The organism is Microbulbifer sp. 2205BS26-8 (assembly GCF_030731025.1).
Taxonomy (GTDB): Bacteria; Pseudomonadota; Gammaproteobacteria; order Pseudomonadales; family Cellvibrionaceae; genus Microbulbifer; species Microbulbifer spongiae.
Map to the genome: position 1 here is coordinate 24,531 of NZ_JAVAMR010000028.1, position 26,030 is coordinate 50,560.

The following is a 26,030-nucleotide window of genomic DNA, read 5'->3' on the forward strand; positions in this document are numbered from 1 at the left end:
CTGTTTCAACTCTGTTGGCCATGCCCTCGAAGACCTCGTTACGGCAAGCCTTGTCTACACTGAACTCAAGCGGTTGTACAGTGCGGAACCCGCGCTGAGCGAAACGCGATAGGGAAGCTGGGCAAACCAGGTCATGGCCGCTTCCTGGCATCCTGGTTGGTTACTGATTTGTACACAAAAATTATCCCGTTTATTCCCCTGGATTTGCATCAAAACCATCAAATGTGTCCATCAATGACTGATTGATGCGACATTTTGTAATCAGGTGGTCCGAGCAAAGGGTAATATGACAATAGAAGTATCGAGTGCACTAATCAAAATTGCAAGCGGGTTGGATTTCAATATTCGGTAGATCCGGTGAATCTGCTGATGAAGCCGGCCTCCGCACTTGCGGGGCTTTATTAACTCAATCAGCCAGTTGGCGATCTCTGTATTCGCATTACCCGCCTTGCGTGTACCGGTCTGGAACCACAGTTCCTGTAGAGATAAGAACAGAAAAGCCGGCTAAACTGGGTCTGCAAGGTGAAATAGATGTGTTTGGATATTGTGATCTCCTGTGGCCAGATCACAATACTGTCGGTGTATGACGAGCCGACTGATTGCGGTTCAGGCGTTAATAACCACCTGTTACGCAGGGCCTTGCCGGTACCCCGAATAACGATATCTATGGGTAGAACCCCTCAATGATGCTCTTCAACTGAAATATCAACCGATGCCATGCAATACGAAAAAAGCCATGGAGCAAAGTGAGAAAAGCTTGACCATACTCTGGTGGAAACTCTATGTCACCTTAGGATATAACCAAATTTTCCCGTTTATTTTGGCAAGGGTAGTGATTTACATGACAGAAAATAGATTGTCTAGCCGTTTCGGCGCTAGTAACCCCGCCGATCAATAAAAACCCCAAAAGGAACCAAGCTTGAGAGCTCACGATTACAGGAGTTTCCTTCATGAAAGCATCAGATCTCTTTGTTCACGCCCTGGAAGCAGAAAGGGTTGAATATATTTTTGGCATTCCCGGGGAAGAAAATCTGGACATACTGGAGTCTCTGCGCGGCTCAAAAATCCAGCTTATCCTGACCCGCCATGAACAGGCGGCCGGCTTTATGGCAGCCACCTATGGCCGTCTCACCGGGAAATCCGGTGTCTGTATTGCCACTCTTGGACCAGGTGCTACCAACCTGGTAACAGCCGCAGCTTATGCCCAGCTCGGTGGTATGCCTATGGTGATGATAACCGGACAAAAGCCCGTAAAGAGCTCCAAGCAAGGCCAGTTCCAAATCATCAATATTGTCGATATGATGCGTCCTCTCACCAAGTTCACCAAAGCCATTGTCGGCGGTGACTATATCCCTTCCTACGTGCGCGAGGCCTTCCGCCGTTCCGAGGAAGAGCGCCCGGGGGCCACGCATCTCGAGTTCCCGGAGGATATTGCCCGCGAGCACTCCACCATGCCGGTATTGGAGACCAGTTACACCCGCAGGCCTATTGCTGAGGAGAAAGCAATTCACAAAGCTGCAGAAGCTATTACTGCATCGCGCAAGCCACTGTTGCTGGTCGGTGCCGGCGCCAACCGCAAACTCACTGCAAAGATGTTGCGAAAATTTGTTGACAAGCTCGGAATTCCCACAGTCACCACACAAATGGGAAAAGGCGTAATCGATGAATCGGGACCGCACTTTATCGGAAATACAGCCCTGTCAGATGGCGATTTTGTACATCGGGCCATTGAGCAGGCCGATCTTATTATCAATGTTGGGCACGATGTAGTGGAGAAGCCCCCATTTTTTATGCGCCCAGGCGGCCCCGAAGTGGTCCACATCAATTTTAGTTCCGCTCAGGTGGACCCTGTTTACTTCCCGCAAATAGAGGTAGTTGGAGATATTTCCAATAGTTTGTGGCAACTCAATGAGCATCTGGAGCCCCAGGAACACTGGAGTTTTACCGATGCCCACCGCATCCGCGCAGCTTTACAAAAACATATTCAGGAGGGATCCAGCAACGATACATTCCCAATTCGGCCCCAGCGCCTGGTAAAAGATGTACGGGAAGCCATGCCGGAGAAGGGCATCATTGCACTCGACAACGGCATGTTCAAAATATGGTTCGCTCGGAATTACCCCGCCCACGCCCCGAATACCGTACTGTTGGACAATGCCCTCGCCACAATGGGTGCCGGGTTACCATCCGCAATGGCCGCTAAATTGGTGTGCCCAGATCGCAGGGTGGTGGCAATTTGTGGCGATGGTGGCTTTATGATGAACTCTCAGGAAATCGAAACTGCCGTGCGTCTGGGTCTGGATCTAATTGTATTGATACTGCGCGATGACGCCTATGGTATGATTAAATGGAAGCAGGCCATGATGGAATTTCATGATTTCGGCCTGGATTTTGGTAATCCCGATTTTGTTGCCTATGCAAAATCTTACGGTGCTTACGGCCATCGGGTAGAAGCCACTGATGAACTGATACCCCTAATCGAAAGCTGCTGTAAAGAGGGTGGAGTGCACTTGATTGATGTCCCTGTGGATTACAGTCACAACGATCGTATCCTGAATCACGAATTGCGGGAGCTTTCCAGTAAGTTATAGCCCAAAAAATCTCTCAAACGCCAGGGGAAATCACCTCTGGCTTTTGCAGGGTGTTCAAAGCCATTTGGAGCTTGGTGGAAACTGCAGCTTAACTTGAATCCTGCAAGCCGCAATAAGTAAAAATGGTATTCTCATCCAGCCAATCAAACTGTATGGGAATAACAGCACCTGGCCTCAGCGTTGGACAAAGATCCTGCTGTATCTCTAATAAAATAATCCTCCGATTGTTATCGAAATCGACCAAGGAGACCGCATCAAAATCGAAATACCGTTTCACAAGGGGAAACGCAGCTTTGAAGAAGCTTTCTTTTGCTGAAAAAAGAATCGAAAGGACAGAGCTCGGAGCCGCCATAAGACCATGCGCTTTCAGGTAGCAGATTTCCGATTGAAAAATTGCGGTATCCTGCAGTGCAAGTTGCGATTTTTCAGAGAGTACACTCTCAATATCGATTCCAATACCTGCGAACTTTGTCGCTTCCAGAACAGCTGCGCCAGCGAATCGCTCATTATGGCTGATACTGCCGACTGTACCCTCTGGCCAGATTGGCTCCCGCCATTTTCCCGTTCCCACCTGGAAATGCTCTATGCCCAATGCAGATAATGCAGATCGGGCAGCCATCCGCCCGAAAAAATACTCCATCTGTCGTTTTGGAACACTCCTGGCAATTTGCACAGGCAGGTCTATATTGAATTTGTGGAAAAAATTTTCCGAAAAATTTTTTTTGGATATTTTGAGCAAATAAAGTTGAAAGCCTGCAGTGTTTTGCCCAGCAAAACACAATTGCAATAAGCTTTTTTCAAAAATAATCTCCGATGATGTCAACAAGATGTCTATATCTCTGGTTACATGTCGAAATACAATTTTAAGACACTGGAAACCGTATTGCTTACTGAAATTGCAAGGACCCGAAGCAAGCTCTCTGTATCAGAGAACCCAACGCACCTAGAAGCAAGCGCCGGGCACCCGCACCCAGCCTTCCATCAGGATTCTGGCACTGCGGCTCATAACAGCTTTGGTTGCGGTCCATTGGCCATTCACTGCTTGCGCTTCCGCTCCGACACGCAGAGTGCCGGAAGGATGGCCGAAGCAGACAGAATTGCGTTCTCCGCCGCCGGCAGCGAGATTCACCAGAGTGCCGGGTATGGCGGCGGCTGTACCGATAGCCACAGCCGCGGTCCCCATCATGGCATGGTGTAGCTTGCCCATCGACAAGGCGCGCACGAGCAGGTCGATATCCGCTGCAGCCACTATTTTGCCGCTGGCAGCGGTATAATCCAGTGGCTTGGCAACAAAAGCGATTTTCGGGATGTGCTGGCGGGCTGCAGCTTCCCCGGCAAAGGCAATCAATCCCATTTTCACTGCACCGTGGGCACGGATTGTCTCGAATATGGCCAGCGCTTTGCTATCGCCATTAATCGCATCCTGCAGCTCAGTGCCGGTATAACCAAGTTCTTCAGCATTGACGAAGATCGTGGGGATACCGGCATTGATCATGGTGGCCTTAAGCACACCGATACCCGGGACTTCCAAATCATCAACCAGGTTACCAGTGGGAAACAGGCTGCCTTCACCGCCCGCGGGGTCCATAAACTCAATTTCCACTTCAGCCGCCGGAAAGGTGACTCCGTCCAGCGCAAACTCTCCGGTTTCCTGTACTTCGCCATTAGTGATCGGCACATGGGCAACAATTGTCTTGCCGATATTGGCCTGCCAGATTCGCACGGAGCAGATGCCATTTTCCGGAATCCGGGAGGGCTCAACAAAACCGCTATTGATAGCAAAGGCGCCCACTGCGGCAGTGAGATTGCCGCAGTTACCACTCCAATCAACAACAGGCTTGTCGATGGAAACCTGGCCAAACAGATAGTGCACATCGTGATCGGGCTTATCGCTGGGAGACAGGATCACTACCTTGCTGGTGCTGGAGGTGGCCCCACCCATACCGTCAGTCTGTTTGCCGTAGGGATCCGGACTGCCAATCACGCGTTGCAATAATTTATCACGGGCTTCTCCTGGCGCTTGCGCAACTTCTGGCAGATCCTGCAGGCGAAAGAAAACACCTTTACTGGTTCCCCCGCGCATATAGGTCGCAGGGATTTTTACTTGGGGCGCACATTTCATACCTCAGGCCGTCGCCTCCGTTTCCAGGAAATCTTTGGCAAAGCGCTGCAGGACACCGCCCGCTGCATAAATGGAGACCTCTTCGGCAGTATCCAAACGGCAAGTGACCGGTGCCTTAATCGTCTCACCGCTGGTGCGGTGGATCAGCAGGGTCAGTGTCGCATAAGGCGTGCGCTCACCTATCACATCGAAGATTTCGGTGCCGTCAATGCCTAGGGATTCTCGGGTAGTGCCGGGTTTAAACTCCAGTGGCAGAACGCCCATACCAATCAGGTTGGTGCGGTGAATACGCTCAAATCCCTCGGCTACAATCGCTTCCACCCCAGCCAGGCGCACACCTTTTGCAGCCCAGTCGCGAGAGGAGCCCTGCCCGTAGTCTGCACCGGCTACAATAATCAGCGGCTGCTTGCGATCCATATAGGTTTCGATGGCCTCCCACATGCGGGTGACCTGCCCCTCCGGCTCGATACGGGCCAGAGAGCCCTGTCGAACCCCACCGCTGTCATCGCGCACCATTTCATTGAGCAATTTCGGATTGGCAAAAGTTGCACGCTGGGCGGTGAGATGGTCTCCACGGTGGGTGGCATAGGAGTTGAAATCCTCCTCCGGCAGGCCCATGTTCGCCAGGTATTCACCGGCAGCGCTGCCGGCCAGAATCGCATTGGAGGGCGATAGGTGGTCGGTGGTGATATTGTCACCCAACACCGCCAGCGGGCGCATACCCTTCAGGGCGCGTTCACCAGCAAGCGCACCTTCCCAGTATGGCGGGCGGCGGATATAGGTGCTCATCGGGCGCCAATCGTAAAGCGCATGGCCCTGTATATTCGCTGTATCACGATCTTCGAACATGGGAATGTATACATCGCGGAACTGCTGCGGCTTCACGCTCTGACGCACAACTGCATCAATCTCTTCTTCGCTTGGCCAGATATCTTTCAAGGTGATCGGGTTGCCTTCGGCATCCTGTCCCAGCGTATCCTTTTCAATATCGAAACGGATAGTACCGGCAATGGCATAGGCCACGACCAATGGCGGTGAAGCCAGGAACGCCTGCTTGGCGTAGGGGTGGATACGGCCATCGAAGTTGCGGTTGCCCGAGAGTACGGCAGTGGTGTACAGATCGCGGTCGATCACTTCCTGTTGGATTTTCGGGTCCAGCGCACCGCTCATACCGTTACAGGTGGTGCAGGCGAAGGCCACTACGCCGAAGCCCATCTGCTCCAGGTCCGGCAAAAGGTTGGCCTCTTCCAGGTACATTTTTACAGTTTTGGAACCGGGCGCCAGGGAAGATTTCACCCAGGGCTTGCGGGTCAGACCAAGTTTATTCGCATTGCGGGCGATCAGACCTGCGGCAATCATATTGCGCGGGTTACTGGTGTTGGTGCAGCTGGTAATAGCCGCGATAATCACAGCACCATCGGGCATCTGGCCAGCTTTCTTTTCCCACGCCTTGGCGATACCGCGATTGGCCAGTTCAGTGGCCGGCAACAGCGCGTGGGGGTTGGAGGGGCCAGCCAGGTTTCGGCCTACCGTGGTGAGATCAAACTTCAGCACGCGCTCGTGTTCGGCGTCCTCCAGGGCATCGGACCAGAGCCCGGTTGCCTTGGCAAACTGCTCCACCAGGGCCACTTGCTCGTCATCGCGGCCGGTGAGTTTGAGATAATCGATGGTCTGCGTATCGATAGAAAACATGGCCGCAGTAGCGCCGTATTCCGGTGTCATATTGGAAATAGTGGCGCGGTCTCCCAGGGTAAGGTTGGAAGCCCCATCGCCATAAAATTCCAGGTAGGCACCCACCACGCGCTCGCGGCGCAAAAATCCAGTCAGGGCCAATACCAGGTCGGTACCGGTAATACCGGGCTGCAACTTTCCGGTCAGCTCTACGCCGACGATATGTGGCAGGCGCATATAAGAGGCGCGACCGAGCATCACACTCTCCGCTTCCAGGCCACCGACACCGACAGAAATTACACCCAGGGCATCTACCATGGGCGTGTGGCTATCGGTACCGACACAGGTATCCGGGAAGGCCACACCTTCACGCACCTGCACGACTGGAGACATTTTCTCCAGGTTGATCTGGTGCATGATGCCGTTACCCGGGGGAATCACATCCACGTTTTCAAACGCGGATTTGGTCCAGTTGATAAAGTGAAAACGGTCTTCGTTGCGGCGCTCCTCTATTGCGCGGTTTTTTTCAAAAGCATCCTTTTCAAAACCGGGGTGCTCCACCGCGAGGGAATGGTCCACGATCAACTGTGTGGGAACGACTGGGTTTACCTTGGCAGGGTCACCGCCCTTATCGGCAATGGCATCGCGCAGACCGGCCAGGTCCACCAGTGCGGTCTGACCGAGGATATCGTGACATACCACTCGGGCTGGGAACCACGGGAAATCCAGTTCGCGTTTGCGCTCGATAATCTGCTTGAGTGCATCGATGAGTCTTTCCGGCTCACAGCGGCGCACCAGGTTTTCCGCCAGAATACGTGAGGTATAGGGCAGTTTGGCGTAGGCACCGGGCTCGATTGCGTCCACAGCGGCGCGGGTATCGAAATAATCAAAGCCTGTACCGGGCAGTGATTTGCGGTAATCAGTATTCATAGCTAGGTAAATCAGTCGAATTGTTTTTCAATCTGGTCTCTTAAGAGAAAGCCCCCGGTTGCCGAATCCCGGCAACCGGGGGCCAGGGCGCCGGGTGTACCTCAGATCCATCTGGTATTGGACTAACTGCGCTCGGCAATAGGCGTTACCTGGCGCGGTTCAACACCCACATACTCTGCACTCGGGCGAATAATACGGTTGTCTGCGCGCTGTTCAAACACGTGGGCGGCCCAGCCAGTCACGCGGGACATGACAAAGATCGGCGTGAACAGCTTGGTGGGAATCCCCATAAAGTGATAGGCGGAGGCATGGAAGAAGTCTGCATTACAGAACAGTTTTTTCTCGCGCCACATCACTTCTTCACAGCGTACAGATACCGGGTACAGCACGGTATCGCCCACATCTTCAGCCAGCTTTTCAGACCAGGCCTTGATAATGGCGTTGCGCGGATCGGACTCGCGGTAAATCGCATGGCCAAAGCCCATGATTTTTTCTTTGCGCTCCAGCAGGCCCATCAGCGCTCTCTCTGCTTCACCCGGGTTGGAGAAACGCTCGATCAGTTCCATTGCCGCTTCATTGGCGCCGCCGTGCAAAGGGCCACGCAGGGTGCCGATAGCGCCAGTAATACAGCTGAACAGGTCCGACAGCGTGGAGGCACAAACTCGTGCGGTAAAGGTGGAGGCGTTGAATTCATGTTCTGCATATAGGATCAGGGAAACGTTCATGACCTGCTCGTGCAGGGCGTTGGGCTTCTCGCCACGCAGCATATGCAGGAAATGACCGCCGATGCTGTCATCATCGGTTTCGGTTTCGATACGCACATCGTCGTGGGTGAAACGGTACCAGTAGCAGATAATGGACGGGAAAGCAGCCAGCAGGCGATTGGCCTTTTGCAGCTGCTGCGCGAAGGACGCCTCACCCTCCAGATTACCCAGCATGGAACAGCCGGTACGCATTACATCCATCGGGTGGGCGTCAGCGGGAATACGCTCCAACACTTCTCTCAAAGCCAGTGGCAGGCCGCGCATCGTTTTCAGTAAGGCCTTATATTCCACAAGCTCTCCCTCGGTGGGCAGTTCCCCATAGAAAATCAGGTAGGCGACTTCTTCGAATTCACAGTGTTCTGCCAAGTCCTTGATATCGTAACCGCGGTAAGTCAGGCCGGAGCCGGATTTACCCACGGTAGACAGTGCAGTTTTCCCCGCTACCTGGCCGCGCAGGCCAGCTCCACTCAATGTTTTTTCTACCATGGTCTTTTCTCCCCTGTTTTTTACTACGCAGTTTCTGTATTTGTTGAGTGAATACCGGACGGCATTCAACTGATCCGCTGGTCCGTTACTTGTTAAACAACGTGTCGAGTTTCTGCTCAAACATGTGATAGTTGAGGTAATCGTACAGCTCTTCACGGGTCTGCATGGTCTTCACCACCGCTTTCTGGTCGCCATCTTGCAAGATGCGGCTGTACACATTTTCCGCCGCACGGTTCATGGCCCGGGACGCTGACAACGGATACAGTACGATATCCGCACCGGCCTCGCCCAGCTCTTTGGTGTTATACAACTCGGTCTTACCAAACTCGGTAATATTGGCCAATATCGGCACACTCAAAGCGCTCTTAAAGGCGCGATAGTGCGCTAATTCCGTGACCGCTTCGGCAAAGATACCGTCGGCGCCCGCTTCAATACAGGCCTGGGCACGCTCGATAGCCGCATCCAGCCCTTCCTGGGCGAAGGCATCGGTACGGGCCATGATAAAGAAGTCGTCATCGGTACGGGCATCTACCGCCGCCTTGATGCGATCCACCATTTCCTGTTTGGAAACGATCTCTTTATTGGGGCGGTGGCCACAGCGCTTTTGCGCCACCTGGTCTTCGATGTGCACTGCAGCGGCGCCGGCACGGATCATTTCTGCAATGGTGCGCGCGATATTGAAAGCGCCACCCCAACCGGTATCGATGTCCACCAGCAGCGGCAGCGCACTGGCAGCGGTGATGCGGCGCACATCCTCAAGTACATTGTCGAGACTGGTGATACCCAGATCCGGCAGGCCATAGGAGGCATTGGCAACACCGGCACCGGAAAGGTAAATCGCCTTGTGCCCAATACGCTCGGCCATGATCGCGGTATAGGCATTGATGGTGCCTACTACCTGCAAGGGAGAATTTTCAGCGAGTGCAGTGCGAAAACGCGCACCAGCGGAAGGCTTTTGGTTCATGCTCTACCTCAGTTTCTTTTCAATATTCTGTCTGGAAGCGCGGATATGCCGGCGCATTAACAACTCTGCCAGCTCCCCATCCCCTGCCTCTATGGCCTCGATAATATGGCTGTGCTCGCGAAACGCGCGCCGGGCCCTGGGGCTGGGCATGCCCAACTGGTAACGATACATGCGAACCCGGTAATAAAGTCGATTGCACAGTGTGTCGATCAACAAGTCGTTTTTGGAGGCCTGCACTATGCGAAAATGGAAGTCAAAGTCCCCCTCTGGCTGGAAGTAGGCCTTGCCTGCCTGCAACTCCTCCTGCTGCTCGTGGCGGGACAACATCTGGCGCAGTTCCAGCAAATCTGCTTCCGTGCGCTGCTCGGCGGCAAGACGGCAGGCCATGCCCTCCAGAGCCTCGCGCACCTCATAGAGTTCCAGCAGGCCGCGTTCACTCAGCTCAACCACACGGGCCCCCACGTTCACCCGGCGCTGAAGTAAACCCAGGGATTCCAGATGCATCAGGGCTTCGCGCAGGCTGCCGCGACTGGCATTAAAGCGGCGGGCCAGGCCGGGCTCGCTGATTTTACTGCCCGCGGCAATGCGCCCTTCCACGATTTCACCACGCAAAGTCAAAAAAAGACGCTCAGCCAGGCTCTGATGTGGTTCCTGCACTGGGCTGGGTTCTTCGATTGCCCCCATAAGGCACCAGGATTGTCGACAATTATTTACAAGTGTACCGCTTATGGTACTGAAAATACCAGGTCAAAAAAAAAGACCATGCCGGTGATTGTTGACAACCCATGGTGTGTGATGACTTTTCAGGCAACAGTAGTTTTGCCTTCTTTAAGTGGGCATAATAGCGCCCGCGCCAAGTGCGGCTACAGTGCACCCCGCTACCGGGGGCCCCTCTATGCTAATTGGGGCCGGGGAGATAAACCCGGCTTGTGAATTTCCAGGCTCCGGTACAGAACCAGATGACATGGCTGCCGGCACCCAGGTTTCAACAGTGTTATGCCGAAGAGTATTATCAGGCGATGGTTGCCGAGCCCCGAAGAAATCCGAGCCAAGAACGGGCTCAAGTTTCTGGGGACCCTGCTACACGACCCCAACCTGTTTCACCTGAACCGGCACTCGGTTTCTGTCGCATTTGCCGTTGGTGTTTTTACCAGCTTTCTGCCCCTGCCCGGCCAGATGATCATTGCCACCCTGCTGGCCCTGTGGCTGCGCTGCAATCTTCCGCTATCGATTATTCTGGTCTGGATCAGTAATCCGATTACCATGCCAGCGATTTTTTACAGTACCTACAAGCTGGGCAGCTGGGCTCTGGGTACCCCGCCAGTGGATTTCAGTATTGAGCTTTCCTGGGAATGGTTGACCACTGAGGTGGAGAAAATCTGGATGCCACTGTTTGCCGGTTCTCTACTTGCGGGGGCATTCTTTGCGGCCCTGGCCTATTTTGCCATACGCGCGCTCTGGCGCTGGCATGTTGTCAAGCGGTGGAAGCTGCGACTGGAGCGCCGTTCGGCGATCGGTTGATCAGGAATGTTCACAACTCACCAAAATCTCACAATTGGCATGGGTAGAGCCGGCACAACAGGATCCCCCCATGCCTGGCATGGATCAACAATACCTATCAGCCCGTATTTACAACAGATCCTAGCCCTGGTTTGAGCCGGCGTGGTTAACCTGAAGATCCCCTGCGGCAGGGCTACTCATTGCGCAGTGCAGCGGCAGGTTGAACCCGGCTGGCCTGCCATGCGGGGTATAAGGTTGCCAGCAGGCTGAGAAGTATTCCAGCACCTACTACCAGCGCCACATCGGACCAGGCTAGTTCGGATGGCAGGTAATCCACTGGGTAAACATCGGATTTCAGGAACTGCACCCCGAATGCGGATTCCAGACCGGCGACCAGATCCGTTACGGTCAGTGCCCCCAGCACACCGAGGGCGCCGCCGAACACCGCACCAACCAGCCCCACCAGCGCCCCCTGGCTGACAAAGGTCAGCAGTATTTGTTGAGTGCTGGCCCCCATTGTACGCAATATTGCAATATCCGTGTGTTTGTCAACCACAACCATCACCAGGGTGGACACCACATTGAAAGCGGCGATGGCAATGATCAGCAACACCAGCAACCCCACTAGATTGCGGGACATCTGTATCGCCTGGTAGAGGTTGCCGTGAGTGCGACTCCAGTCAGTACCGTAATAACCCGGCTGATCAAGCGCGCGCAGTAAGCGGCGCATGATCCAATTGGCCTCCAGCATATCCGCAACGCGCAGTTGCACACCTGCACCACCGCCATTGCCCGCCAGGGCCTGGGCCTGATCCCAAGATACCAGTGCCAGGGACTGATCCAGAACCGTGCCAGAATGGAAGATGTCAGCCACCCTGAAACCCGCCACACGCGCCGATCGGCGATCGCCACCGGCGCTATCATTGTCAGGTACAATCAGGGACAGGTACGCCCCCTGCGTCACGCCCAGTTTTTCTGCAATACCGCGCCCGAGGATGATACCGGGCTCGACGGTGTCCATCAGCTTGGGGAAAGCCTCGGAACCGAGAAAATCCCGGATGCTGGATACTTCGACGATGGTACCCGGATTGATCCCTTGCACGAGTAAGGGTGTGACTTCCCCCCCGCGCCGGGCCAACGCATTGACTTGCCACACTTCCGCTGCCGACATCACTTCGGGATCGGCAGCCAGCTGGCGGCGCAGGGCGGACCAGTCGATAGCGGGGCTGGCATTATAGATGGTGGCGTGGGGCATAATGCCGAGGATGCGCTCACGCAGCTCACGATCAAAGCCGTTCATGATCGACATCACCACGATCATCAGGGCGACACCCAGAATCAGCCCTGTCATGGATAAACCGGAAATAAACGAAACCAGCCCCGCGGAGTCATCCCCACGACGCCGGGCACCAGCGTAGCGCAGGCCAATAAATGTGGGTATCGGTTTAAACATGGTCACCCTGGTGCCAGTTGCTGAGGAGCGCACCGTCGATCAGGTGCAGGCAGCGGTCCAGTGCTGCGGCGAGGTCCGGGTCATGGGTCACAATCACAAAACTGATCCCCATATCCCGGTTGAGCTGATCCATCAGCTTGTGGATCTCCTGGGCCGTTGCCCTGTCCAGATTGCCGGTGGGCTCGTCCATCAGTACGCAGGACGGCCGTGCCACCAGGGCTCGGGCGATGGCAACCCGCTGGCGTTCACCGCCGGATAGCTGTGACGGCTTATGCTCGAATCGCCTTCCGAGCCCCACCGCCACCAGAGTGGATTTGGCCTCAGAGCGGGCTTTGGCCACACTGTGCCCGCCAATCAAAAGTGGCATAGCCACATTCTCCAGTGCGGTAAACTCGCTGAGGAGGTGGTGAAACTGGTAAACAAACCCGAGTTGCTTGTTGCGCAACCTGCCGCGCTCGTTGACGCTGAGACCGGCCAGATTATGTCCCGCCACCCAGACTTGACCCGCACTCGGAGTATCCAGGCCGCCCAACAGGTTGAGCAGGGTCGATTTCCCCGAGCCGGAGGCCCCGACAATCGCCAGCTTTTCTCCGTGCCTGACCTCCAGGTCGGCACCCTGCAATACCGACAGTTCCCTGCCGCCCTGGTGATAGGATTTGTGCAGCTGCCGGCAAGCCAGTACGGCCTCATTGCCGGCCTGCACCGTCTGAGGCTGCTCAGTATCTATTTCCACTCGGCTGTTCATAAGGTTGTTGCGCTGCTCCCTAACTCTAATAGGTCACTTCTGAAATAATCTCTAACTCATTGATTTATCAATTCATTCGCAGAGAGGGTTCCCGCCAGCTCTGTCCCGCACAGCAGGGACTGTTCGGCATCCGTTTCCCCGGTTGTGTTAGGGAACCTTTTGCCGCCACCAGAAATCTTCAATTTACTTTGAAAAGATTTATTAACTTCTTGATTTATATGAATTTATTCATACCTTAACGCTTCAGCAGGTTCAATCTGTGCCGCCCGCCAGGCAGGAAACACCGTTGCCAGCAGGCTCATGCACACCGCGGCCGAGAGCACCACCACAGCATCACCCACTCGGAACTCCGAGGGTAGATAGCTCACAAAAAATACACGGGGATCGAATATTTTGCCTCCCATGAGATTTTCCGCCCAAGACACTATGTCGGTGAGGTTGAGGGCAATCAGGAGACCCAATACCGCGCCGACGAAGGCACCGATAATGCCAATGGCACTGCCCTGCACCATAAACACTGCCATGATTTGACGGGAAGTCAGACCGAGGGTTCTCAGCACGGCAATATCAGAGCGCTTGTCTGCCACCATCAGCACCAACGCGGAAACAATATTGAAGGCAGCCACAGCAACGATAATCAGCAGCATCAAAGTGACCACAGTCTTTTCCATTTTCACCGCCTGGAACAGACTGCCCTGGGAATGGCTCCAGTCCTCGCCGCTAAACCCCTCACCGAGCGCCTGCGCGTAGAGGGAGACTCTGCCCAGGGCGTTATCCATATCGTCAAAGCGCAGTTGCAGGCCTTGAACCCTGCCGGTCAACCGCATCAGCCGGGCCGCATCCTCGATATTGATCAAGGCCACATTCTGGTCCACCTGTGCGCCCACCGAGAAAACCCCGGCTACTGTGAAGCGCTTTGTGCGGGGAAAAATACCCGCTGGTGTGACGGCCACCTCCGGCAGGGTCAAAATAACGGATTCACCGGGAACCACATTCAGCTGCTGTGCAAGAATGCGACCGAGAACGATCTGGTAGCTGCGCGGTTGCAGACTATCCAGGCTGCCCATGATGATATGCTCGCCCACTGCAGAGACACTGGGCAGCGCTGCTGGATCCACACCCTGAAACTGGGCTCCCTGGCTGTTGCCATTTGCACTCAACAGGGCAAAGCCCTGCACAAACGGGCTTGCCTCTTCCACATGGGGCTGTTGTTCCAGTTGTTGCGCCGTTTCGCGCCACTCCTGCAAGCCGCCATCGCGTTCGACAAAACCGTGGGGAACAACGCTCAAAATGCGTGTTTTCAGCTCACGATCAAAGCCGTTCATCACGGAGGTGACAACAATCAGGGCAAAGACACCCAGCGCCATGCCCAGCAGGGAGAAGCCGTTGATAAAGGAAATAAACTGCTGCCGGCGGCGAGCGGCAATATATCTCAGACCAATAAACAGGGGGACAGGTTTCAGCATAGGGTCGATTTAAACGGAAAAGAGGCAATAAATCCAAGTATTTAGACAATTTCAGCCCTCAGGGCAATATCTCACGCAGACCACCTGCCTCCCGAAGATCGATCCTTTCAGCTAATTGGCTCGTCTGCCCCTGTACTGGCGCTTTTACGCCTGAATGCCAAAGTGTCCACCACTGCTGGCCGCAAACACCAAGTACCCGGGCAGTCCCGGGCCGATGATGTCATCACAGGACACCAGTTGCTGGGAATCAGGCCGGTCCCTGCCCGCTATCCCGGCCAGTATGCCCCGGGATTTTTTGCTGGAAAACGTGAAGGCAGCCAAGTGTTCTGGCGGAATTTCTGTTTTAATGGGGGACGCACTGGAACACCGACTGGAGAACACTCTATGTTCAGCAGACATCGCAGCGGGGCCTCTACGATTGTGGGCACGCTGGCACTGCTCTTTGCCTTCAGCACCCAGGCAAAGCCTTTGGACATACCCCAAAATCTCGATAAGATTGACCTCTCCTTTGAGCAGGTCCGCGGGTTGAAGAAAGATGCCGTCACCACTCGCCTGGGCGACCCTTTGAGTATCGAAGGCCCCGTGGGTGAACCGGCAATCACCCGCTGGGAATATGCAGACTTCTATGTCTATTTTGAGTGGGATACTGTGCTACACACGGTGAAGAAACCCAGCGGCTGAGCTTTCACTTATTTCACCACACCGGACAAGGCGCCCTGCTCCACGCCAGGCACATAAATGGCGATTCTTTCCTGCTGCTGGTACCCGCCAGCAGGGCGCTCCTGGTTACAACCCCTCATCCTGGCATACCTGCCGGATAAGATCCTATACCTCTGGCATATATTTTACCGGGTGCCATATTCACCCAGATACGGAGAACAATGGAACCACAGATGGAAGGCTACGAATATCAAAAGAGACAGGTCGCTCTTGACAAAAACAGAGAATTCCGTATTGGCGAGGGCAAGATCAGCGGCTACGCCTCCATTTTCCTCGGGGCACTCAGTTTACTTGCGGTACTTGCCTATCTGTTCCCCTCTCACCTTACCACTACCGAGTTGCGCCAGGTTTACGATGCGGGGTCCCTGCAGAAAATACTGAAGTACGGCATGTACTTTTCCCTCTTCTTTGGCGCGCTCACCTTTTATTTGAGGAAATATCGGCGCATGGGGCTTGCCGGCATAGTCCTGACTGCAACCGCTTTCCTCTTAGGGGGCTACACGGTTCCTGTGGATCCCGTTGAGGCTAAGCGGCTGTCACTGGGGGTTGACTGGCTGATTCTCGCTTTCCTCGGCTCGGTAATCGTTTTTGTTAGCCTCGAAAAGCTCTTCCCCAAATACGAAAACCAGGTAATCCTGCGCAAGGAATGGGGGTTGGATCTTTTCTATTTCTGCTTCAACCACCTGGCAATCTCCGCCATCCTGATCTACGCCAACTACCATGTCACCCACTTCGATTGGGCGGTAAGTGCAGAGGTGCAGGCATTGATCGGTTCGGTCCCCATAGCATTGCAATTGGTCGTGGTAATTCTCTGTGCAGATTTTGTCCTCTACTGGGAACATAGGATCTTTCACGAGACTCAATACCTGTGGCCGGTCCATGCAGTACACCATTCTGTTCAGAATATGGATTGGTTGGCCGGCTCCCGCAGCCACTTTATCCAAACTTTTTCTGAAAGAGCCATGGTGATGGTACCTTTGTACCTCTTGGGTGTGGGTGAGACGGTACTGAACCTGTACGTGGCTTTCGCCGCCCTTCAGGCTGTGCTGATTCACTGCAATGTCGGCCTGCCATTCGGCCCCCTCAAGTACATTTTCGTAACCCCCCAATTCCACCACTGGCACCACAGCTCCGAAAAACCTGCCATTGATACCAATTATTCGGCCCATACCATCCTGTTCGATTGGCTATTCAATACCATGCATTTTCCCAGGGAGCACTGGCCGGCCAAATATGGAACCACCGGGAAATTCCCACAGAGCTACCTGGGCCAAACGCTTTATCCCATTACAGCCCTACTCAAGAAACTTTAAAAAATCGGAGGCCAGAAAGGTGAGATCTATCGCAGCCTTTCTACTGCTACTTGTTGCCTGTCCCGCCAGGACCGAGGTCACCCTGGTGCAGGTCATTAAATCGGAGAACAAGATGCTGTTGATGGATGGTCAGAAGGTGGTGAAAACCTACCATATCGCCCTTGGAGCATCCCCGAAAGGGCACAAGATGCAGGAAGGGGATCAGAAAACACCCGAAGGGCGCTACATCCTGGATTACAAAAAGGAAGATTCCGCTTATTACCGCGCCATGCATCTCTCTTACCCCAATAGCCGGGACAGGGCCCAGGCCGAAGTCCGGGGCGTATCCCCGGGCGGCTTTATTATGGTTCACGGGCAGCGCAACGGGCTGGGCTGGTTCGCGCCACTCACACAGCGCTTTAACTGGACCCAGGGCTGCATTGCCCTCAGCAACAGTGAAATGGATGACTTCATGGCCCTGGTGCAGACTGGAACCCCCATAGAGATTCGCTGGTAGGTGCCAGACTGCCTCGACCCGGTGCGCCCTGGGGCTGGATTTCCCCATGGCAACAGGTCAATATGCCCGCCGTAACCTTCCCGAGGTGGATTGCTTCATTTTTAGGCAACCTGGCAATGCCCCACCCATAGGACTAACGAGACACCGATTGAAAATGACAGTAAAAGTCGAACCCATAGATAACCTGTTGAAATCCAGCGGTCGCGAGGGCGAAGAAGTGCGCGTGCAGGGCTGGATCAGAACCCGCCGGGACTCAAAAGCCGGCCTTTCCTTCCTCGCTGTGCACGATGGCAGCTGCTTTGACCCGATCCAGGTGGTTGCCGAGAATCACCTGCACAACTACCAGTCGGAAGTACAGCGACTGACTACCGGTTGCGCGGTAGATATCCTTGGCACCATCAAGCCTTCTGAGGGCAAGGGGCAGTCTATTGAACTGCTCGCCGCAGAGGTGCAGGTGGTCGGCTGGGTGGAGGACCCGGATACCTACCCGATGTCCCCCAAGCGCCACACCATGGAGCACCTGCGTGAACACGCCCACCTGCGTCCACGCACCAATGTGAGTGGTGCCGTGGCCCGGGTGCGCCATTGTATTGCCCAGGCGATTCACCAGTTCTTTCACCAGAACGGTTTCAACTATGTACATACCCCGATCCTCACCGCCTCTGATTGCGAGGGCGCCGGTGAGTTGTTCCGGGTGAGCAGCCTGGATATGGAAAATCTGCCGCGAAACGAGCAAGGCGCGATTGATTTCAGCAAAGACTTCTTTGGCGAAGAGAGCTTCCTCACCGTATCCGGCCAGCTGAATGCGGAGGCCTACTGCCTGGCCCTATCCAAGGTGTACACTTTCGGCCCGACCTTTCGCGCAGAAAATTCCAACACCACCCGTCACCTTGCCGAGTTCTGGATGGTAGAACCGGAAGTGGCTTTTGCCGACCTGGCCGATATTGCCGACCTGGCTGAACAGGTACTGAAGCACGTCTGCAAGGCCGTTCTGAGCGAACGTGCAGACGATATGGCGTTCTTTACCCAGCGTATCGATAAAGAGGCCATCAGCCGCCTGGAAAATATCATTGAGAAGGCATTTGCCCGCATCAATTACTCTGATGCCATTGAAATTCTGGAAAACTGCAAGGAGAAATTCGAGTTCCCGATATCCTGGGGAGTCGACCTTGCCTCCGAGCACGAGCGTTATCTCGCCGAAGTGCACTTCAAAAAGCCTGTCATTGTGATGAACTATCCAAAAGACATCAAAGCTTTTTATATGCGCATGAATGATGATGGCAGGACAGTGGCCGCCATGGATGTACTGGCTCCTGGAATCGGTGAGATTATCGGCGGGGCACAGCGCGAGGAGCGCCTGGAAAAACTCGACGAACGCATGGATGAAATGAATATTCCCAGTGCACACCTGGACTGGTATCGCGATCTGCGCCGGTATGGCACAGTCCCCCATGCAGGTTTTGGCCTGGGCTTTGACCGCCTTGTATCCTACCTGACAGGCATGTCTAATATCCGGGACGTAATCCCTTTCCCACGCACACCAAAAAATATTTCTTTCTGAGAGAAAAGCCCCGTGTTGCGGGGCTTTCACTATATATCTGCGTTTCACTTTTCTGTCAGCAATTCCGCCATTTACTGACACAACAGTATTGACTATTTTGTCAACGCGCAGGGTCTAGAGACGTTTTTCGAGCAAGGCTTCTCTCTTATTAAAATGCTGCCACAAAAAAATTTACTTTTTACAAGAATGCACCGTAACACGTGGTTGTCATTTTATTCCTGTTCATAAAGTGAATTTTCTGGGGCGCCTGACCAAGACTTAATTTTTAACCTGATGTGCGTATCTAGCTTCCAGGCACCAACAAAATCTACACACTTTATTCCCGCCGAATATCCTTTTTCCTTTTATAGAATATTGAACATGCAGGGCGCAACAGAACAATGTTTTAAATGTGACCGCCTGCATAAGAACAGTCCTGTATGCAAGAAATAAAAATGGCAGATAAGGAAATTTGGCACGAGATGAAAAGATGAGATGCACGACATTATTTTTTTCCTGAAGAATAACCGTATTGACATCCGGGCCCTGAAAATTGATCTTACCCCGGCTTTCATCGAAGCAGAAAATAACCATAAATAAAAATAAGGATCATCCTATGCAATTCTCTTGTCGAACCCTTTTCTTCGGCAAAGCGCTGGCGTTTTGTGCACTCACTACACCTCTGGCTGTCGATGCACAAAGCAGCGAAGCGTTTGACAATACAAACCATAATGCCAATTTTCTCCGCTGCGGCACCAAGCACCCAAGTTCTGAGGAAGCCATGATGAAAGAGCGCCACCTCAGCAACCTGCGAGGCAAGCCGGGTGGTGGTGATGGTGGCAGCGGCTATATACCCCGTCCTGCAGGCTCTGTTTCAGTCGATGTGTATTTTCATGTAATCACCGACAACAGCAATAACGGTGCAGTTTCAAACGGTGACATCAACAACCAAATGAATATCCTGAATGCGGCTTTTGCAAAAACTCCATTCACATTCAATCTGGTCTCCACAACCACTACAGCAAATGACAGTTGGTTTAACCTGAACTCTGGTTCCACAGAGGAATCCGCCATGAAATCTGCTCTGCGTGTAGGGGGGTGCAGGGGACCTCAACATTTATGCCGCAAACATTGGCGGAGGCCTGCTGGGCTGGGCAACCTTTCCCAGCAGCTATGCCTCCAGCCCCGTTCGCGATGGCGTGGTAGTATTGACCGGTTCATTGCCCGGTGGTGATTCCGCACCATTTAACGAAGGGGATACTCTGGTACATGAGGTGGGGCACTGGCTCGGGCTGTATCATACATTCCAGGGAGGATGTAATGGCGATGGTGATTTCGTCACCGATACACCGGCGGAAAGATCGCCGGCAAACGGTTGCCCTGTAGGCCGTGACTCCTGCACAAAGGGTAAAAATGCCGATGGCCTGGACCCGATCCACAATTTTATGGACTATATCTATGATGCCTGTATGTTTGAATTTACCAATGGGCAGTCCAATCGCGCTGACGAGTTAAGCAATATCTATCGCGGCCTTTAAATACAATGGAGGGGGCTCCCCCCTCCCGATCGAAACTCTCCATTTTGCCATGAAGACTTTTCTTGCTTTTCTGGTGCTGTTCGCTTTGCCTGTGACTGCACAACAGCGCCTGGCCATTCCGGCTTATATCACCTGTGATCACAACCAACTCACAGCCTGGATGGGGGAAATCAAATACCTCAATCACCAAACCGGCACACTCAATCTCGCTCTGACAACCGACTACCAGACAGAAGAATCCTTACAATTGCATTATCCCACTGAAGCGGCTTTATTGGCACAGATGCGTCTACACGGTGTCCCATTCACCAAAAACGATTGGCGCCAGTTGTATGAATCTGATGGAACCCTGCGCAATCAGCTGCGCGCAGTAATCTGGCTTTGTGAAGATTCCAGCACCGAGCCTGTCATCAACTGGCAGCCGCCCAAGTAATTCCGCTCTCCCATTGAAAAAGTGCCAACGAATACTGGCGAGATTCCGGCTGCCAAAAGGCTGTCCGGCACTGTGAACGGCAGTTGAAGTGGCACTCTCAATAAAATGTCTGTCTTCAATGCGCAATGCTTCGAAAGCGACAGCCGATGCCGCCATCAGAAAATCCGTGAAAAGAGTGCAAGTACAGCACTGTTGGGAGCAAACCTGATTTTCTTCCGTTGTTCAGGGCAGCGGCTATTTCAGAGTCACACCTGATGCGTAATCGATCAGGCAGACAGCTACAAAACCCAAGTTGCTTTTCTGCCGCTTCAACAACCATCGCAAAGCCGTTGGGAGTCACCACTGCCCTGTTGCTTTTAGCAGGACACTAGGTCTGCTCCAGGCGCGCGATGTAGCATGGCCAAAAAAGCCCAGGGAGAATCAGCGCGTTGATACAACTCCCCTATACCGCTCAAGGGTTTCTGTTTGAATTCTGCCATTGCGTGGGGGGGGGTAAAATCGGTACGTACTTCAACTGGAAAGATCGCCTGCCGAGGACTGTCAGGCACCTGGGAAACAGCCAGGGGGTTTGGGCAGTATCTTCCCTTCTCAAGCCTGTATACTATTTCGACAGCAGTCATCAGGAAAAATGACCACATGGTCAAAACTACTCTTTCCACTTTAAATTTACGGTGACTGATTATATCCACCATTCACCCTTTAGGAGAAAAAACCTAACTTTCCATTGAAATTAACTTTATTATGCCCAATATGTAAAAACAAAGAAATATTCATCTCTGATTAGAGGTGTTTCATGCCCCTAGGAGCTTTCAACCTTTATACTTGTCCTAAGCTATAGTTCGCCGGGCCATAAAGGCTGGCTGCTTATGAAGTAGGACGTATAAAGAGATTCTCTATGCTTACCAATCGGACCGCCGCACTCTTTTTCAGCTTCTTAGTAATTGGCCCGCTTTCCACAACCGCTCTAGGGGATATTGAGCACCTTGCGCCAGAAAAGGGCCAGGGCGGTACAGCCAGGGAAATCGTCAGCAAATTGGAAATGCTGCACTACAACAAGATCAAGGTTGGCGACAAAATGTCAGAGAGCCTGTGGAACGAATACATCGACGCACTGGATCCTACCAAAAGCTACTTTTTGGCCTCTGATATCAATGAGTTTCGTGCATGGCAAAACAGGATGGATGACCAGCTGCGTGCCGGCGATGTAAAAGCGGGCTTTGAGATCTACAACCGTTTTCGTCTGCGTATGAGCACCCGCCTCGATAAAATCCTCTCACAACTGGACAAGAGCCTCCCCCCCTTTAACTTTGACCGCAATGAGTCTCTGGAGCTGGACCGCGAAGAAAGTAAATGGCCTGAATCCGCCAGTGCTGCCGATGACTTGTGGCGCAAACGGCTCAAGAGTAGTGTGCTGAGCCTGCGGCTCACGGGTAAAACTGACGAAGAAATTCGTGACCTGCTGGTACGCCGCTACAAAGGCCAGCAAAAACGTCTGCAACAGCAAAACAGCGATGATGTATTTGAACTCTACATGAATTCACTGACACGTCTCTACGACCCACACAGCAACTACCTTTCCCCGCGCTCCCTGGAAAACTTCAATATGAGCATGTCCCTCTCCCTGGAGGGAATCGGTGCGGTTTTGCAGGCAGACGAAGAGTACACCAAGGTAGCCCGCCTGGTAGCCGGCGGGCCCGCTGATCGCACTGGCAAGATCAAGCCCAACGACAAAATCGTGGGTGTCGGCCAGGACAAGGAGGGAGAGATGGTGGACGTGGTCGGTTGGCGTCTCGACGATGTGGTTGACCTCATCCGTGGCAAGGCCGGCACCTATGTGCGGCTTGAAACCATCCCCACCGGTGGTGATGGCACCCACAAGACCATCTTGATCAAGCGCAGTAAGGTAAAACTGGAGGATCAGGCAGCCAAGAAGGCGGTATTTGAATTCTCCGATGGCAAAAAGAATTACAAAGTCGGCGTGATTAACTTGCCCACTTTCTATATCGATTTCGACGCCTATCGCCGCCGCGATCCCAATTACAAAAGTACTACCCGCGATGTGGCCAAGTTGCTGACAGAATTAAAAGAGGAAAATGTTGACGGCATTATCCTGGACCTGCGCAATAATGGTGGTGGCTCCCTGCAGGAGGCCACCATGCTCACCGATTTGTTTATCGATCAGGGCCCGGTGGTGCAGATCCGTCACGCCAATGAACAGATTTCACGGCACAACCGCTCCCGTTCGCGGGCCATGTATCGCGGACCGCTATTGGTACTGATCAACCGCCTCTCGGCCTCCGCATCGGAGATCTTTGCCGGTGCCATCCAGGACTATAACCGCGGATTGGTAGTGGGCAACCAGTCTTTCGGCAAGGGTACCGTGCAAACCATGGCTCCCCTCAAGGAAGGCCAGCTGAAAATCACCCAGTCCAAATTCTACCGCGTGTCCGGTGACAGCACCCAGCATGCCGGCGTAAAACCGGATATCCTCATGCCGCAAATGATTAATGCTGAAAGTGTGGGAGAAAGTGCCTATGATACCGCCCTGCCCTGGGATCGCATCCACGCCGTCCCCCATGCAAAATATTTGAACCTCAAAAGCCTGATTCCCAGCTTGATCAGCAAACACAATAAACGCACTGAGTCGGACCCGGACTTTATTTTTCTGCGCGACCAATTCAAGTTCGAAAGCGAACGCAGTGATAAAAAATACATCTCCCTCAACGAAGTCATGCGCGAGCATGAAAGAGAGGCGGTGAACCAGCGTCTGCTGTCTATGGAAAACCGTCGCCGCAGTGCCAAAGGCCTAGAACCCTACAAGGATTTCGAAGCCTATGAAGAGAGTGAATCTGAGGAAGTGGCCGCTATTGGTGGTCCAGTTGAAATCAAGCTGGAAAAAGACCCCGTTTTGAACGAAGCCGGCTATATAATGGCGGACTTTATCGGACTGTCTGATAAAGCCAGCAAGGCCCCGCCTCAAGTCGCCAATTTCTAAAGTCTGACGGGTTCTGGGAGAACGAACCAACTCCAGGCCGGGCAAGCCCGGCCTTTTTATTGGGGGAAAACAATGAAAGCCGTATCCTTTAACGTCAACAGTATTCGCACACGCCTGCACCAGATGCAGGCACTGGTAGACAGCCATCAGCCAGACATTATTGGCTTACAGGAAACCAAGGTTACCGACGAGGAGTTTCCGGTGGACGCGATCCGGGATTTGGGTTATGAAGTGATCTACTATGGCCAAAAGACTCACTACGGCGTTGCCCTGCTCTCGCGCCTGCCGTTTATCGATCGGGACTATGGCTTTCCCAAAGATGCGCCCAATGCCCAACGCCGCCTGGTGATGGGTAAATTCGATATCGGTGGCCCGGAACCGCTCACTGTGATCAATGGCTATTTTCCTCAGGGAGAGAACCGTAACCACCCACTCAAGTTTCCGGCTAAACAGAAGTACTATGCAGATCTGCAAACGTACCTGCAGACCACCTGCATACCGCAAGCGCCGGTATTGGTGATCGGTGATATGAATATTTCCCCCACAGATTTGGATATCGGTATTGGCGAATCCAACCGCAAACGCTGGCTGCGCGACGGTAAATGCAGCTTTCTGCCAGAGGAGCGCGAATGGTTGCAGAGAATCCAGAACTGGGGTTTGGTAGATACCTTCCGTGCAAAAAATCCACAAACCGATAATGTTTTCAGCTGGTTTGACTACCGCAGCCGCGGGTTCGACCGCGACCCCAAGCGGGGCCTGCGTATCGACTTGATTCTGGCTAGCAATTCCATGATGAAAAACTGTATTGGCACTGGCATTGACTATGATATTCGCGCAATGGAGAGGCCCTCGGACCATGCCCCTGTATGGGCAGAGTTCAAGCTCTAAACACCAGCGTAATGCCGGAGTTTAGACCCAGGCTTTCTTCCGCTTTTTCATAGGAACACTCCCCGGAAACCAACCCGGAGGTGACCCGCAACATGCCCGTAATGCCCGGGCAATTGCGCTCCGTGCGCCTACTGACCGCTGCACTGAATCTGAGCCCGCTCAAGACTTTAGGCCCTCAGCTCAAAAGCACCGTGCCAATATGTTACCGGAGAATCCTGTCCACCAGGATTCTCACAAAATATTCTGGTCTTTACCCAGCTTCTCCGACTTCCTTAACCCCCACCTCTCTCACCTCGCGAGCCTTTTTGCGACCATATAGTACCAGCAGCATACCCATTGGAAACATCACCACCCCATATACCGCAGAGGGTATCGACATTTCTCTGGAGTGCAGAAGCGTTAGGGTTACCATCAGGCCGATGGTACCATTTTTGATACCCAGCTCTGTCGCCACCGCCAGGCCATCGCGCAGGGGAAGGCCACCGATTCGACTGAATACCAGCCCCAAAAATATCCCCGAAAGGTTCAGCAGGATAACCGAGGGCCCCGCCTGCGACATGAGTTCGCCAATGCGCTCACGCATTCCCCACACCAGCTGCACTACCAGAATCAACAATACCAGTGCACCAAAAATACTGACAATACTCTCGGCGCGACTGGCAAGAGGCGGGTTCCAGGCCCGCACCAGCATGCCGAGTACCACAGGCAACAAAACAATAACCGATAGCATGACCACTGTCCTGACAAAGGGCAGAACAATTTCCTGCTCAGCACCAAAATAGGTACGCAAAGCGTAATTGGTAAAAAAAGGCAGACTCAGGATGGTGATCAAACTCGCAGATACTGTCAGAACGATGGACAACGCAACATTGCCACGTGCGAGCAGTGTAAACAGATTAGAGGTCGTCCCCCCCGGACATGCCGCTATAATCACCAGGCCCACTGCGATCTCAGCGGGTAGACTGAGCGCCCAGCAAAGGGTGAAGGCCACAAATGGCAATAATATAATCTGTATGATGGTACCAAGTAGTAAGCCCCTGGGCCTGACAGCGACATGGTGGAAATCCCTGACCGTCAGGGTCATCCCTATACCAACCATAATAATGAACAGTGCAATGGGTAAGCCAATCGAGATCATGGGTCCTGATTCCACATTTATCTCCTGATACCGTAATGAGTGATGAAATAGGTTGGTTCCATGATGCGTCAATAAGCCCTTTAGGCAGAGTCTGCAGGCACTGGCCTTACACCGATGGATACCTTCCTCCAAAAATAATAGCGCTAGCTGCAGGCTGAGATCAGCAAGAAGGCGTGGCCGTAGTATACCCAGGTTTCATCAGGACACTGATTGGCAAGTTTCAATACAGAGACAGACCATAGTGGTGAGCACGCCTCCATTTCCACAAAAGTTAAAA

General features: G+C 53.3%; 21 protein-coding genes. 11 read left to right on the forward strand and 10 right to left on the reverse strand.

Features of this window, described 5'->3' with window-relative positions:
* Positions 1 to 950: 950 nt before the first annotated feature.
* Positions 951 to 2,591, forward strand: a complete 1,641-nt coding sequence (locus Q5Y71_RS10780; protein ID WP_306042168.1) for an acetolactate synthase large subunit — start codon at positions 951 to 953, stop codon at positions 2,589 to 2,591.
* A gap of 88 nt (positions 2,592 to 2,679) precedes the next feature.
* Here the strand turns inward: Q5Y71_RS10780 and Q5Y71_RS10785 are convergent, their stop codons facing one another.
* From Q5Y71_RS10785 to Q5Y71_RS10810, 6 genes are all read right to left on the reverse strand, one after another.
* Positions 2,680 to 3,417 (reverse strand): 4'-phosphopantetheinyl transferase, encoded by a 738-nt coding sequence (locus tag Q5Y71_RS10785; protein WP_306042169.1) that lies wholly within the window; start codon positions 3,415 to 3,417, stop codon positions 2,680 to 2,682.
* A gap of 117 nt (positions 3,418 to 3,534) precedes the next feature.
* Entirely contained in the window at positions 3,535 to 4,713 is a 1,179-nt protein-coding gene (gene prpF / locus Q5Y71_RS10790; protein ID WP_306042170.1) for a 2-methylaconitate cis-trans isomerase PrpF, read from the reverse strand.
* Between the two features lie 3 nt (positions 4,714 to 4,716).
* Entirely contained in the window at positions 4,717 to 7,314 is a 2,598-nt protein-coding gene (gene acnD, locus Q5Y71_RS10795; protein ID WP_306042171.1) for a Fe/S-dependent 2-methylisocitrate dehydratase AcnD, read from the reverse strand.
* 122 nt (positions 7,315 to 7,436) lie between these two features.
* Entirely contained in the window at positions 7,437 to 8,564 is a 1,128-nt protein-coding gene (gene prpC, locus Q5Y71_RS10800; RefSeq protein ID WP_306042172.1) for a 2-methylcitrate synthase, read from the reverse strand.
* 85 nt (positions 8,565 to 8,649) lie between these two features.
* On the reverse strand, positions 8,650 to 9,528 hold the full coding sequence (prpB, locus tag Q5Y71_RS10805) for a methylisocitrate lyase (RefSeq protein WP_306042173.1): 879 nt from the start codon (positions 9,526 to 9,528) through the stop codon (positions 8,650 to 8,652).
* Between the two features lie 3 nt (positions 9,529 to 9,531).
* A complete protein-coding gene (locus Q5Y71_RS10810; protein ID WP_306042174.1) occupies positions 9,532 to 10,185 on the reverse strand; it encodes a GntR family transcriptional regulator in 654 nt (217 codons plus the stop codon).
* Positions 10,186 to 10,524: 339 nt separating this feature from the next.
* On the opposite strand from Q5Y71_RS10810, the gene Q5Y71_RS10815 reads away from it, so the two are divergent.
* Positions 10,525 to 11,049, forward strand: a complete 525-nt coding sequence (locus Q5Y71_RS10815) for a DUF2062 domain-containing protein (protein ID WP_301413776.1) — start codon at positions 10,525 to 10,527, stop codon at positions 11,047 to 11,049.
* 172 nt (positions 11,050 to 11,221) lie between these two features.
* Here Q5Y71_RS10815 and Q5Y71_RS10820 read toward each other — a convergent pair whose 3' ends face one another.
* The 3 genes from Q5Y71_RS10820 to Q5Y71_RS10830 all read right to left on the reverse strand — a co-directional run bounded on the left by Q5Y71_RS10820 (position 11,222) and on the right by Q5Y71_RS10830 (position 14,692).
* Entirely contained in the window at positions 11,222 to 12,481 is a 1,260-nt protein-coding gene (locus tag Q5Y71_RS10820) for a lipoprotein-releasing ABC transporter permease subunit (RefSeq protein ID WP_306042175.1), read from the reverse strand.
* Positions 12,474 to 13,226 carry a lipoprotein-releasing ABC transporter ATP-binding protein LolD gene (lolD, locus tag Q5Y71_RS10825; protein WP_306042176.1) on the reverse strand — a complete coding sequence of 251 codons (753 nt, stop codon included), beginning with the start codon at positions 13,224 to 13,226 and terminating at the stop codon, positions 12,474 to 12,476. Before lolD ends, Q5Y71_RS10820 begins: the two co-directional genes overlap by 8 nt.
* Before the next feature lie 224 nt (positions 13,227 to 13,450).
* Positions 13,451 to 14,692, reverse strand: a complete 1,242-nt coding sequence (locus tag Q5Y71_RS10830; RefSeq protein ID WP_306042177.1) for a lipoprotein-releasing ABC transporter permease subunit — start codon at positions 14,690 to 14,692, stop codon at positions 13,451 to 13,453.
* 384 nt (positions 14,693 to 15,076) lie between these two features.
* Here Q5Y71_RS10830 and Q5Y71_RS10835 point away from each other — a divergent pair, with 384 nt between their 5' ends.
* From Q5Y71_RS10835 to xthA, 9 genes are all read left to right on the forward strand, one after another.
* On the forward strand, positions 15,077 to 15,373 hold the full coding sequence (locus Q5Y71_RS10835; protein ID WP_306042178.1) for a hypothetical protein: 297 nt from the start codon (positions 15,077 to 15,079) through the stop codon (positions 15,371 to 15,373).
* A 212-nt stretch (positions 15,374 to 15,585) separates the two neighbouring features.
* A complete protein-coding gene (locus Q5Y71_RS10840; RefSeq protein ID WP_306042179.1) occupies positions 15,586 to 16,725 on the forward strand; it encodes a sterol desaturase family protein in 1,140 nt (379 codons plus the stop codon).
* Between the two features lie 19 nt (positions 16,726 to 16,744).
* A complete protein-coding gene (locus Q5Y71_RS10845) occupies positions 16,745 to 17,221 on the forward strand; it encodes a murein L,D-transpeptidase family protein (protein WP_306042180.1) in 477 nt (158 codons plus the stop codon).
* Positions 17,222 to 17,375: 154 nt separating this feature from the next.
* The gene (asnS, locus tag Q5Y71_RS10850; RefSeq protein ID WP_301413791.1) at positions 17,376 to 18,782 is read left to right on the forward strand and encodes an asparagine--tRNA ligase; all 1,407 of its coding nucleotides are present in this window, start codon (positions 17,376 to 17,378) and stop codon (positions 18,780 to 18,782) included.
* A 532-nt stretch (positions 18,783 to 19,314) separates the two neighbouring features.
* Positions 19,315 to 19,995 carry a hypothetical protein gene (locus Q5Y71_RS10855; RefSeq protein ID WP_306042181.1) on the forward strand — a complete coding sequence of 227 codons (681 nt, stop codon included), beginning with the start codon at positions 19,315 to 19,317 and terminating at the stop codon, positions 19,993 to 19,995.
* On the forward strand, positions 19,970 to 20,299 hold the full coding sequence (locus tag Q5Y71_RS10860; RefSeq protein ID WP_306042182.1) for a M43 family zinc metalloprotease: 330 nt from the start codon (positions 19,970 to 19,972) through the stop codon (positions 20,297 to 20,299). The genes Q5Y71_RS10855 and Q5Y71_RS10860 overlap by 26 nt, the downstream gene beginning before the upstream one ends.
* 49 nt (positions 20,300 to 20,348) lie before the next feature.
* Positions 20,349 to 20,732, forward strand: coding sequence for a hypothetical protein (locus Q5Y71_RS10865; RefSeq protein ID WP_306042183.1), 384 nt, complete (start codon positions 20,349 to 20,351; stop codon positions 20,730 to 20,732).
* 895 nt (positions 20,733 to 21,627) lie between these two features.
* Positions 21,628 to 23,727, forward strand: coding sequence for a carboxy terminal-processing peptidase (locus tag Q5Y71_RS10870; RefSeq protein WP_306042184.1), 2,100 nt, complete (start codon positions 21,628 to 21,630; stop codon positions 23,725 to 23,727).
* A 72-nt stretch (positions 23,728 to 23,799) separates the two neighbouring features.
* Positions 23,800 to 24,615: an exodeoxyribonuclease III gene (gene xthA, locus Q5Y71_RS10875; protein ID WP_306042185.1), complete on the forward strand. Its 816-nt coding sequence runs from the start codon at positions 23,800 to 23,802 to the stop codon at positions 24,613 to 24,615.
* A gap of 250 nt (positions 24,616 to 24,865) precedes the next feature.
* Here xthA and Q5Y71_RS10880 read toward each other — a convergent pair whose 3' ends face one another.
* Entirely contained in the window at positions 24,866 to 25,768 is a 903-nt protein-coding gene (locus tag Q5Y71_RS10880; protein WP_306042186.1) for a bile acid:sodium symporter family protein, read from the reverse strand.
* Positions 25,769 to 26,030: the final 262 nt, after the last annotated feature.